The organism is Caballeronia sp. LZ035 (genome assembly GCF_031451175.1).
Taxonomy (GTDB): Bacteria; Pseudomonadota; Gammaproteobacteria; order Burkholderiales; family Burkholderiaceae; genus Caballeronia.
In genome coordinates this window covers 1,329,405-1,340,680 of the sequence record NZ_JARUXS010000001.1, presented here as the reverse complement: position 1 = coordinate 1,340,680, position 11,276 = coordinate 1,329,405, and the positions used below count along the sequence as shown (strand labels likewise).

Annotated in this window: 8 protein-coding genes and 1 pseudogene; 4 read left to right on the top strand and 5 right to left on the bottom strand. The window is 67.6% G+C overall.

Going from position 1 to position 11,276, the window contains the following annotated elements:
• Positions 1 to 199 precede the first annotated feature (199 nt).
• Together QCE88_RS06330 and gluQRS are read left to right on the top strand one after the other, a co-directional pair.
• Positions 200 to 1,063, top strand: coding sequence for a sulfurtransferase (locus tag QCE88_RS06330; protein WP_309900187.1), 864 nt, complete (start codon positions 200 to 202; stop codon positions 1,061 to 1,063).
• A 9-nt stretch (positions 1,064 to 1,072) separates the two neighbouring features.
• The gene (gene gluQRS, locus QCE88_RS06325) at positions 1,073 to 1,951 is read left to right on the top strand and encodes a tRNA glutamyl-Q(34) synthetase GluQRS (protein WP_309900185.1); all 879 of its coding nucleotides are present in this window, start codon (positions 1,073 to 1,075) and stop codon (positions 1,949 to 1,951) included.
• A gap of 57 nt (positions 1,952 to 2,008) precedes the next feature.
• Here gluQRS and QCE88_RS06320 read toward each other — a convergent pair whose 3' ends face one another.
• The 4 genes from QCE88_RS06320 to purT form a co-directional block, all read right to left on the bottom strand.
• Positions 2,009 to 3,508, bottom strand: a complete 1,500-nt coding sequence (locus QCE88_RS06320) for a DEAD/DEAH box helicase (protein ID WP_309900183.1) — start codon at positions 3,506 to 3,508, stop codon at positions 2,009 to 2,011.
• Between the two features lie 666 nt (positions 3,509 to 4,174).
• Positions 4,175 to 4,549 (bottom strand): MliC family protein, encoded by a 375-nt coding sequence (locus QCE88_RS06315; protein WP_309900181.1) that lies wholly within the window; start codon positions 4,547 to 4,549, stop codon positions 4,175 to 4,177.
• A gap of 92 nt (positions 4,550 to 4,641) precedes the next feature.
• Complete coding sequence (locus QCE88_RS06310) at positions 4,642 to 4,800, bottom strand: DUF6726 family protein (RefSeq protein ID WP_309903429.1); 159 nt, start codon at positions 4,798 to 4,800, stop codon at positions 4,642 to 4,644.
• 56 nt (positions 4,801 to 4,856) lie between these two features.
• Positions 4,857 to 6,119 (bottom strand): formate-dependent phosphoribosylglycinamide formyltransferase, encoded by a 1,263-nt coding sequence (gene purT, locus QCE88_RS06305; RefSeq protein ID WP_309900179.1) that lies wholly within the window; start codon positions 6,117 to 6,119, stop codon positions 4,857 to 4,859.
• 337 nt (positions 6,120 to 6,456) lie between these two features.
• Between purT and QCE88_RS06300 the strand changes: the two genes are divergently transcribed.
• Together QCE88_RS06300 and QCE88_RS06295 are read left to right on the top strand one after the other, a co-directional pair.
• Positions 6,457 to 7,065, top strand: coding sequence for an META domain-containing protein (locus tag QCE88_RS06300; RefSeq protein WP_309900177.1), 609 nt, complete (start codon positions 6,457 to 6,459; stop codon positions 7,063 to 7,065).
• A gap of 198 nt (positions 7,066 to 7,263) precedes the next feature.
• Positions 7,264 to 11,007: a DNA translocase FtsK gene (locus tag QCE88_RS06295; protein ID WP_409018102.1), complete on the top strand. Its 3,744-nt coding sequence runs from the start codon at positions 7,264 to 7,266 to the stop codon at positions 11,005 to 11,007.
• A 29-nt stretch (positions 11,008 to 11,036) separates the two neighbouring features.
• Here QCE88_RS06295 and QCE88_RS06290 read toward each other — a convergent pair.
• Positions 11,037 to 11,159: pseudogene (locus QCE88_RS06290) on the bottom strand (CorA family divalent cation transporter); the annotation flags it as partial.
• Positions 11,160 to 11,276: the final 117 nt, after the last annotated feature.

Genomic DNA, 11,276 nt, shown 5'->3' with positions numbered 1-11,276 from the left:
GCGCGAACCGGCAGGCGGGCGTGCTGGCCGAACGGACAAGGCCCTCGCGGCGAGGGCGGCTTGCGCGAACGCAAGGCCGCGTGGACCAATCGGACAAGCCTTCGAACGCGTGCGCCGTTTGCGAGATAATACGGCCTTTGCGCGGCTGCTTGCGGCCGCACTTTTTACCCGTTACAGCCGTTTCGCGCGTCGTCCGATCATGAGCATCCTGAATCTCTCCGCCTATAAATTCGTCACCATCGAAGACGGCCCGGCCTGGCGGCCGCTCGTCACCGAACGCTGCAATGCGCTCGGGCTCAAGGGCACGATCCTGCTGGCGCCGGAGGGCATCAATCTTTTCGTCGCCGGACCGGTAGCCGACGTCCGCGCCTTCATCGACTACCTGCGCGGCGACGCGCTCTTCGGCGGCCGGTTCGCCGATCTGCAGTTCAAGGAAAGCCTCTCCGAGAAGCAGCCGTTCCGCCGCATGCTGGTGAAGCTCAAGCGCGAAATCATCACGATGAAGAAGCCCGCCATCCGGCCGGAACTCGGCCGCGCGCCTTCCGTCGATGCCCCCACGCTGAAAGCCTGGCTCGACCGCGGTCACGACGACGCAGGCCGCCCGGTCGTGATGCTCGACACGCGCAATGCATTTGAGGTCGATGTCGGCACGTTCGAGCACGCGCTCGATTACCGCATCACGAAATTCAGCGAGTTTCCCGAGGTCATCGAGCAGAATCGCGCGGATCTCGAAGGCAAGACGGTCGTGTCGTTCTGCACCGGCGGCATTCGCTGCGAGAAGGCTGCGATCCACATGAAGGAAGTGGGCATCGAGCACGTGTATCAGCTCGAAGGCGGCATTCTCAAATACTTCGAGGAAGTCGGCGGTGCGCACTACACGGGCGAGTGCTTCGTGTTCGACTATCGCACCGCGCTCGACCCTGCTCTCCAGCCGACCGCCACCGCGCAGTGCTTCGGCTGCCGCGCGGTGGTGCCGGCCGAGGCGCAGAAGTCGCCGTACTACACGCCGGGCAAGACGTGTCCCGCGTGTCATCCGGACGCAAAACCAACTCACGCGGGCTGAATCCGCTCGATGACCTACCGCGGCCGCTTCGCGCCCTCGCCGACCGGTCCGCTGCATGCCGGCTCGCTCGTGAGCGCGCTCGCGAGCTTCCTGGATGCGCGCGCACACGGCGGCAGCTGGATCGTGCGGATCGAGGATGTCGATGCACCGCGCACCGTCGCCGGCGCCGCCGACGAGATACTCGCGACGCTCGCGCATTTCGGCATGCAATCGGACGCGCCGCCGGTCTGGCAAAGCACGCGCAACGCCGCGTATCAGGCCGCGTTCGAGCGCTTGCAGGCAGCGGGGCTCGTCTATCCGTGCGGCTGCACGCGGCGCGAGATCGCGGATTCGCTCGTGCAGGCTCATGCGCGCCACGCGACGCTCGCCTACCCCGGCACATGCCGTGACGGCCTGCACGGCAAGCCTGCGCGCGCGTGGCGCCTGCGCGTGCCGGACGGCGACGCGGCGCGCATTCGTTTCGTCGATCGCTGGCAGGGTCCACAGACCCAGGATCTCGCGACCGAAGTCGGCGATTTCGCGCTGCGGCGCGCGGACGGACTGTGGGCGTATCAGCTGGCGGTCGTCGTCGATGATGCCGAGTCCGGCATTACGCATGTCGTGCGCGGCGCCGACTTGCTCGACTCCACCGCGCGGCAAATCTATCTGCAACAGTGTCTCAGCGTGCCGACGCCGGACTATCTGCACGTGCCAGTGGTCAACAGCGCGAGCGGCGAGAAGCTCAGCAAGCAGACGGGCGCGGCCCCGCTGGACCCACACGCGCCGCTCCACGCGCTGATCGAAGCTTCGCGGCATCTGGGCATCGAAGTGTCGGCGGATACGCTGGACGCCTTCCATCGCGCGGCGACCAGCGAATGGGCGAAGCGTTACGGGTCCGACGCGCGTTAGAAAAAAGGCAGCCACGCGGGCTGCCTTGTTCATTCAATCAGCAATGCAATCAGGACTTCACGACGGCTTGCGCGGCATCCCCAATCCGCCGAGCAACGCCGCAAGCGGCTGCTTCGGCGTGCTCTTGCGTTCGGGCTCGACCGCTTCATCCTGACGTTTCATCGCTGACGGCGACGGCTCGTAAGGCTTCAGGAAGAACTCGTCGACCGGCTGCTGGCGGCCGCGCGGACGATCATGCCCGGCCGGCCCGCGGCGGCGCGCACCGTCCTCGCGCGGCGCGTGACGATGCTCGCTGCGCTCGCTCCGTTCCGAACGGCCGAAGCGCTCCTCACGACGCGGCGAAGGCGCGCTCGAACCATCACGACGCGCCGGCATTTTCACTTCCAGCGGCTCGACTTCGAGCGGACGCTTGATCAGCTTCTCGATGTCCGCCAGTTGCTTGCGCTCATTGGCGCTGCACAGCGAAAGCGCGTCACCCGATGCGCCCGCGCGCCCCGTGCGGCCGATGCGGTGCACATAGTCCTCGGCATTGAACGGCAGATCGAAATTGATGACGGCAGGCAGCTCGGCGATGTCGAGCCCGCGCGCGGCCACGTCGGTCGCGACCAGCGCCTCGACTTCGCCGCGCTTGAACGCGTCGAGCGCCTGCATGCGCTCGCTCTGCGAGCGGTCGCCGTGAATCGCGGTGGCGATGATGCCGTCGCGTTCGAGCACGCGCGCCAGACGGCTCGCGCCGATCTTGCTGTTGCAGAACACGATGACCTGCTTGAGTCCCCGGTCGCGGATCAGTTGCGCGACCGCGCCCGACTTGTCGCTCTCATGGACTTCATAGACGATCTGCCGCACGTTCGCATTGGTCGAGTTGCTGCGCGCGACCTCGATGGTTTGCGGGTCGCGCAGATAGGTCGACGCCAGCTTCTTGATTTCACCCGAAAAGGTTGCCGAGAACAGCAAGGTCTGGCGCTCCTTCGGCAGCAGGTTCAGGATGCGCTGCAGGTCCGGCAGGAAGCCCATGTCGAGCATGCGGTCGGCTTCGTCGAGCACGAGCATCTGCACCTGGCCGAGATTCACCGTCTTCTGCTGCACGTGATCGAGCAGACGTCCCGGCGTCGCGATCAGGATCTCGACACCGCGGCGCAGCGCGTCCGACTGCGGATTCATGTCGACGCCGCCGAACACCACCGTGCTGCGCAAAGGCGTGTGCTTCGAGTAGGTCTGCACGTTGGCGGCGACCTGGTCGGCGAGTTCGCGCGTCGGCGTGAGCATCAGCGCGCGCACGGGATGGCGCGCGGGCGACGCGCTGGTGTTGGCGTTCGGCAACAGGCGTTGAATGATGGGCAGCGAAAAGCTGGCGGTCTTGCCGGTGCCGGTCTGGGCGGCGCCCATGACGTCGCGGCCGGCGAGCACGACCGGAATAGCCTGTGCCTGGATGGGCGTCGGCGTGGTGTAGCCGGACTCGCGCACCGCTTTCAGGATGTCGGCGGACAAACCGAACTGGTCGAACGTAGGCGCTGCGGCCTCGGCGGTGGACGGGTTCGTGGCGACGGAATCGGACATGGTGACTATATTGGCTATCGCTAAAAATCCGCTCGATGCGGAAACGCTCGATGCGGAAAGCGTAAGGAACCGGTCAATCTGGCGCGACCGGTGGCTTCGGTGGCTTCAGTGCCATTCGGTCCAGTCCGGGTCCAGCCCGGTCCCCTACGCGGATGTGTTTCGGTGCGTTCGCGGCGCGTCTGACGCGCGCGGGCGCGTGGTGCCGGGCACTGTGTTCGTGAGCGAGCCCGGGTCGCCCTGTTCAATTGCGAATCTGCGCTTTGCGAGTCGGCGGCTTGCAGACCTGCGTCGATGGAACACGCTTTCCGTGACGTTTCCATGGCAGCGTCAGCGCCGGACGGAGAAGCGTTGCCGCCCTGTTGAACGTCGTGCAGCGGGCGAATGTGCCGTTCCGCTGTACGGCCGGCCAGCCATTTCAGCAGCGGACTGCGGCCACGTCTGGCGGGTGATGATCCTTCGGCCGCTGGCGTCTGGCTCCAACGGCATGGCCGCAAGCAGCGCCACCACACCGTGTACTGCCCCGACCACGCGCTTACCGAGGCCGTAAAGCCGCATATTGTAGCACCGCCTGCACAAGCGCTCCGGCGGTGTCGGCTCGCCTGCCCGGAGTGGTGCGCAGCCTGCCGCGCATCCGGGCAACTTCTGACAGCCTGCTGCCAGGCCGTGCTATTTGCGCTCGACGCAATCCGCCAGCAGCGGCGGCGAGTCTTTCGGGGGATTCGCGGGGTTTTCGTCGTAGAGGGTGCCTTGCGGACCCTTGGTCCACCACGTGTACTGATCGGCGACGTACCTCACGCCCGATGCCGCGATGACACGGACGAACAGCAGTTTGCGCCCGTCGACGGTCAGCGCCGCGAAGCTCTGATGATTCCGCGCGTTGGTGTACTGCACGGACACGGTCTTGCCGTCCTTGCAGTTGTAGCGCACGGTTTGCGCAGATTGCGTCTGGATTTGCGGCACCGTCAGCGGCATGGCCTGCGCGGCCTCGACGCCCAGCGACCCGAGCATCAAGGCGAGTGCGAATGCGGGAAGTGTCTTCATCGTTCGTTTCGGGTTTGTTGCGGGATTCGTTTCGGGATTCGTTGAAGGTCGGCGCCGCGCCGCCGGTTGCGCATCCGGCAGATGTCCCGCCGTCAGGGATCGATGACGTCCGCGCAGGCATCGGTGGGCGCAGCCGCCACATGCCCGACCACCGGCACGATCTTCAGTCCCGCCGAAGCGATCCGGCACGGCGCGGCTGCCAGTCCGCATCCCGAGAGACCCAGGGTGGCCGCGACCAGCGCGGCCAGCATGCTTGCTTTCACTTGTCTGCTCCCGCCGGCGCAGCCGCGCCGCTCATTCAGCCCGCTTATTCAACCTTGACTGGCCTCACCTTCGACGCCGCCTCGCGCGCGCGTTCGCGTGCTTCGGCGCTGTCGGCGCCCGTGGCCAGCGCGACGCCCATGCGGCGCTTCACGAAACTCTCCGGCTTGCCGAACAGACGCAGGTCCGCACCCGGCACCGCGAGCGCCTCGGCGACGCCCTCGAACGCGATGCCCGCCTCGTCCAGCCCGCCATAGATCACCGCCGACGCGCCGGGCGTGCGCAAGGTCGTATCGACAGGCAAGCCGAGGATGGCCCGCGCGTGCAGTTCGAACTCGGAGAAACGTTGCGTGGCCAGCGTCACGAGCCCCGTATCGTGCGGCCGCGGGCTGACTTCGGAGAACCACACGTCGTCGCCGCGCACGAACAGCTCGACGCCAAACAGCCCGCGCCCGCCGAGCGCCGTCGTGACCTGCGCGGCCACCTCGCGCGCGCGTTCGAGCGCGACCGGACTCATGGCCTGCGGCTGCCACGACTCGACGTAGTCGCCCGCCACCTGCACGTGACCGACCGGCTCGCAGAAATACGTCTGTGTCGCGCCGCTGGCAGGATCCGCCGCGCGCACCGTCAGCAGCGTGATCTCGTACTCGAAATCGACGAACCCCTCGACGATCACGCGTCCGTGATTCACGCGCCCGCCCGCCATCGCGTACTGCCAGGCGGGCTCGACGTCGGCTTCGCTCCTGAGCACCGACTGCCCCTTGCCCGACGACGACATCACCGGCTTCACCACGCACGGAAAACCGATCCGGCCGATCGCGGCCTTCATTTCGTCGAGCGAACTGGCGAACGCGTAGGGCGAGGTGGGCAGGCCGAGCGTTTCGGCAGCGAGCCGGCGAATGCCCTCGCGATTCATCGTGAGCTGCGTGGCGCGCGCGGTCGGGATCACCGTGACCTGGCCCGCGGCTTCGATCGCCGCGAGCGCTTCCGTAGCGATGGCCTCGATTTCCGGCACGATCAGATGCGGCTGCTCCTGTTCGACGAGTGCTTGCAGCGCGGCGGCATCGGTCATGTCGATCACGTGCGCACGATGCGCGACCTGATGACCCGGCGCGTTCGCATAACGGTCCACGGCGATCACCTCCACGCCCAGCCGCTGCAACGCGATGATCACTTCCTTGCCGAGCTCGCCCGCGCCCAGCAGCATGACGCGCGTGGCGTGCGCCGAAAGCGGCGTGCCGATGCGCGCTGCGCCCGTGGTGGCTGCTTGCGGGCCGGTCGCTGCTGTGCGGGGTGAAACGATGGACATGACGTGCTCCGGATTGAAACGTGAAGTGTTGAATGCTCGGCGGAAGCCGCAGAATTGGGCGGGATGTTAACACGCAGCGTCCGCGCCGCGAGACTCGTCCGTTTGGCCAGCGGACAGAAAGGAAAGTTCGCCGGCGGCCCGGGCATTTCGCCTGTTGACCTGTATTTGCGCGATTGAATTCCCTGCGTTTCGCAATCGTTGCGCTGGCCACGCGCTGGCCACGCGCTGGCCATTCTGTCAGCGTTACGCCCGGCCGATCGTTTCGCTGCTGATGTCGCTGGACAAATCGTAGGACGAGTGCGATACGCTTACGGTTTCGCCCGCTCCAGGATCATCGATGCCCACGTCCCTCTTTCGCGCGTCCGCTTTGCGCTCATCGTCCCGTTTTCTTTCGCGGATCACACGCACGGCCGCCGGAGCGGGCGCTGCGTTGGCTGTCGCGAGCCTGGTTTCCGGCTGCGCGATACCGAAACATACGGATGCAAGCGCGCCGCCCACCGATCCGTACAATCCCGCCGCCACGCAATTGCTCGACGACACCCAATGGCAACTGGCGCGCTGGACCGATCCGAACGGCCAGACGCGCGCGCTGCCGGGCGGCGCTCAAGGCGGGGCTCAAGGAACGGCTCAAGCAGATGCCGCGAGTGCCGGTCAGCCGCTCACACTCGACTTCTCGACTGCCAGCGGCCGCAGGCGCGCGAGCGGCTTCGCGGGCTGCAACCGCTTTGCAGGCACGTACGACCTGAAGGACGGCAAGCTCAGCTTCGGTCCGCTGGCGGGCACGCGCATGGCCTGCGCCGGTGGCACGGGCGCCGCGCTCGAGCAGCCCTATCTCGACGGACTCGCGCATGTCGCCCGAAGCGGCGTGCAGATGAATCCGCCGCAGTCGCTGCAGCTCACGCTGGAGGACGGCCAGGTGCTGGTCTTCGCGCCGCGCGCCAAATGACTGCAATGAGGAACGCAATGAACGCAGCGCACATGGCAAAGCCATGAACGCATGTGTTGCGTGCTTGCGGCAGGCGCGTCGGGCAGACGCGCCACCCGTTAAACTGCTCGGTCCAACCGCCCGGCCTCCTCGCGCAACACACACGGCCAGGCAGCACTCCCTGTCTCATTCAACATCGGTTCAATCTCAGGCATGCACATGGTAGTTCTCGGCTGGTTCGGTGCATCGGTCATCTGGTTCGGCTTCCTGCTCTGGCGCCTCGTCAGGCTGGCGCTGCCGGGCGGCGACGCGCGCCGCGGCCCCGGCACGATCCGCCTCTGGCTCAGCTTCGTCGCCGTGCTGCTCGCAAGCAGCATCCTGGAAGGAACGCTTGCGCGTTCGCTCGAAACGCAATGGAACATCAATCGAGGCGGACGTGCGCTCGCGTCGGCCCTGAGCGAGCTGGCTCATCCGTCCGGCGCGGGCGCGCTGGCCGCGCTGGTACTGGCCATCTTCCTGCCATGGCTGGTCGAGTTCAGCTGGCGTAGCGTACTCGCCTGGGCCGACGAGGCCTTTGGCTTCGGCCTGCCGCAAGGCTGGCTCACGCCCCGCGAACGTCCCGCCGAAGCGCGGCCCCGGGAAGGCCGCGGTCAACCCACCCAATCGGCCCGCGACAAGTCGGCCGGCTGGTTCGAGCGCCGCGCGCAGGCCCGCAGCGCGCGCCCCCCGCGCGAGGTCCAGGAGCGCAGCGTCCGCGCTGAGCGCTTCGACGCGCCGACGTCGCGCGTCGCGCCCGACGAACCGACGCTCGGCCTGCCTACGGCGAAGCGCGGCAGCCGCTATCAACGGCCGACGCCATGGCGCCCGCCCGCCGTGGGCAAGAGCGCCACGCGGCACGCGAACGGCGGCGCCGAAGGCCATGCGCCGCGCGCAGGCCTCGACGCGGGCGACGTCGTGCATCGGCCGCAGCCCAGCGAACCGGTCGCGCCCGCGGGCTGGCTGAAACCCGGTGCGCCGTCGTCAGCCGCCGCCCGCGACGGCCGTTCGCCTTATCCGGCGCGCCAGGCGTCCGCGTTCGCAGCGTCGGGTTCGGGGTTGCGGGCATCCATTGCCGCCAACGCGCCTGCCAGCCCGAAGCCCGCTCCCATGAACCCGGGCGTGAATCCTGGCCTCGACCGCCCGCGCGGAACAGCCACGTCGATGCCTGCACAGCGCACCGCGGCGGCTGCAAAATCGGTGAGCGCATTGGCGACGGCCGCCGCAGGCGCGCGCGTCGCTGCAGGCGGCCCGGCCATGGGCTCGCAGCTTGCATCCGGTGGCGTCAGACGCGCTCCGCTGAATCCGGGCGCTGCCCCTGCCGCACGCGAATTCACCGCCGCCCCGCTCACCGCGCCCGCCTTTTCTCGCCCGGCGACGCCACCCGCACCGGCCGGCCCGCCGCCCGCACCCGAATCGATTCAGGCGACGCTGCGTTCCATCGAGGAGAAAACCGCGCTGTGGACATCGCTCGCCGGCGCGAGTCTCGCGCGCGGACACGTGGCCATGGCGAAGTCAGGACAGCCGTCGAACGATGAAATCTCGTCCGCTCAAGCCGCGTTCGAACCGTACGGATCGCGCAAGCCTGATACAGAGCACGTGGGATTTGCCGAGGAACCGCACACGCATCGCGGGGACCTCGGATACGCCGACACGGCGCCGGGCCCAGTCTCGCCCGCTCAAGCCGAGTCCGATCCGTACGGATCGCGCAAGCCTGATCTGGAGCACGTGACAATTGCCGAGGAACCGCACACGAATCGCGAAGACGCCGGATTCAACGACACGCCGCTGATCGACGCGCATCTGATCGCGCCTGCGCTCGTCGAACCTGCGCCGTTGTTCGAGATGCGCACGCCTGAGCCGCCGGCATCGGCGCTGCCCGTCATGCCGCCTGCGCTCAATGCTTCGCTTGACACCCCGCTGGTTACCCAACCGCCCGCGCCGCCGGAACCTGAAATCGACGCACCGCCGGTCGAACTGCCGCCGGAAGCAGCCCTGCCGCCGGAACCGCCGCTGCCCGAAATCAGCGAGCCTGCTCCGTCCGTGGCACCGCTCGACGAAGCGCCGGTCGACGAAACCCTGCGCGACGCCAACCAGACGCCGCCGTGGCTGGAATTACCCGAAACCGCGGTCGATAGCATCGAGCCGCCCGCGCCGCCGCGCTTGCACACGCACGACGCGCCGCGCGAGGACGCGCTGGCAGACGAGCAGGATGAGGATCAACGCCAGGTGGCGGGCGACGAATGGGCGTCGCGCTCGAACGTTGTCCGCTTCCCCATCACGACGACAACCACACTGGCGGCAGCAACGGCAGCAACGGCAGCAACGGCAGCAACGGCAGCAGCGGCAGCAACCGCCGCACCGCCCTCCCCCGCCGGGCCGCGTGCGCCCGTGCGCGGCTTCACGTCGACTGAATTCGAGTTCCATGCACCGCACGCGTCGCCCGTCGAATTGCCGGGCCTCGACCTGCTCGAACCCGCCGCCGACGAAAGCGAGCCCGTGTCCGAGGAGCGTCTGCTCGAAACCGGCCAGCTGATCGAGCAACGCCTGCAGGAATTCAAGGTGCCGGTGACGGTGGTCGGCGCATCGGCCGGGCCGGTGATCACGCGCTTCGAGGTCGAGCCGGCGCTTGGCGTGCGCGGCAGCCAGATCGTCGGCTTGATGAAGGATTTGTCGCGCGGCCTCGGCCTCACGTCGATCCGCGTGGTCGAGACGATTCCCGGCAAGACCTGCATGGGCCTCGAACTGCCCAATCCGAAGCGCCAGATGATCCGCCTCTCGGAGATTCTCGGCGACGAGGTGTATCGCGCGTCGAAGTCGAACCTGACCATTGCGATGGGCAAGGACATCGTCGGCAATCCGGTCGTCACGGATCTCGCGAAGGCGCCGCACATGCTGGTCGCGGGCACGACCGGCTCGGGCAAGTCGGTCGCGGTCAACGCCATGATCCTCTCGCTGCTCTACAAGGCGAAGCCCGAGGACGTGCGCCTCATCATGATCGATCCGAAGATGCTGGAGCTCTCGGTCTACGAAGGCATTCCGCATCTGCTCGCGCCCGTCGTGACCGACATGAAGCTCGCGTCGAACGCGCTCAACTGGTGTGTCGGCGAGATGGAGAAGCGCTATCGCCTGATGTCGGCGGTCGGCGTGCGCAACCTGCAGGGCTTCAACCAGAAGATCCGCAACACCGAAGCCGCCGGCAAGAAGCTGTCGAACCCGTTCTCGCTCACGCCCGACGCGCCCGAGCCGCTCTCGACGCTGCCGCTCATCGTCGTCATCATCGACGAGCTGGCCGACCTGATGATGGTCGCCGGCAAGCAGATCGAGCAGCTGATCGCGCGGCTCGCGCAGAAGGCGCGCGCGGCCGGCATCCACCTGATTCTCGCCACCCAGCGCCCGTCCGTCGATGTCATCACCGGCCTCATCAAGGCGAACATTCCGACGCGGGTGGCGTTCCAGGTGTCATCAAAGATCGATTCGCGCACGATTCTCGACCAGATGGGCGCGGAATCGCTGCTGGGCGCCGGCGACATGCTGTTCCTTCCGCCCGGCACCGGCTATCCGCAGCGTGTGCATGGCGCGTTCGTCGCCGACGACGAAGTGCATCGCGTGGTCGAGTATCTGAAGCAGTTCGGCGAGCCGGAGTACGAGGAAGGCATTCTCTCCGGTCCCGCTTCGGAAGGCGGCGGCAACCAGGACCTGTTCGGCGAGACGCCGGACGCCGAAGCCGATCCGCTCTACGACGAAGCCGTGGCCTTCGTCGTGCGGACGCGGCGCGCGTCAATCTCGTCGGTGCAACGGCAGTTGCGCATCGGCTATAACCGCGCGGCGCGGCTGGTCGAGCAAATGGAAAGCGCCGGTTTGGTCTCGCCGATGGGCAGCAACGGCAATCGCGAAGTGCTCGCGCCGCCGGGGCCGGGCGAGTAAGGTCTGCATCCGGGCGCGGGCCTGAACCCTCACCACAGCCGCAACCGGCGCAGCAGGAAGATCGTAACGGCGGCGCATGCCGTCATCACGCCGACCACGACCCAGAACGACGCCGGGTCCTTCGTGCCCGGCAGCCCCGCCACGTTCATGCCGAAACTGCTCGCGCCGCTGGGGCCGGGCGAGTAAGGTCTGCATCCGGGCGCGGGCCTGAACCCTCACCACAGCCGCAACCGGCGCAGCAGGAAGATCGTAACGGCGGCGCATGCCGT

Bases quoted from the DNA above. Each gene is read 5' to 3' on its own strand.
- QCE88_RS06330 (WP_309900187.1), top strand. From the start codon at position 200: ATGAGCATCCTGAATCTCTCCGCCTATAAATTCGTCACCATCGAAGAC.
- gluQRS (WP_309900185.1), top strand. From the start codon at position 1,073: ATGACCTACCGCGGCCGCTTCGCGCCCTCGCCGACCGGTCCGCTGCAT.
- QCE88_RS06320 (WP_309900183.1), bottom strand. From the start codon at position 3,508: ATGTCCGATTCCGTCGCCACGAACCCGTCCACCGCCGAGGCCGCAGCG.
- QCE88_RS06315 (WP_309900181.1), bottom strand. From the start codon at position 4,549: ATGAAGACACTTCCCGCATTCGCACTCGCCTTGATGCTCGGGTCGCTG.
- QCE88_RS06310 (WP_309903429.1), bottom strand. From the start codon at position 4,800: ATGCTGGCCGCGCTGGTCGCGGCCACCCTGGGTCTCTCGGGATGCGGA.
- purT (WP_309900179.1), bottom strand. From the start codon at position 6,119: ATGTCCATCGTTTCACCCCGCACAGCAGCGACCGGCCCGCAAGCAGCC.
- QCE88_RS06300 (WP_309900177.1), top strand. From the start codon at position 6,457: ATGCCCACGTCCCTCTTTCGCGCGTCCGCTTTGCGCTCATCGTCCCGT.
- QCE88_RS06295 (WP_409018102.1), top strand. From the start codon at position 7,264: ATGGTAGTTCTCGGCTGGTTCGGTGCATCGGTCATCTGGTTCGGCTTC.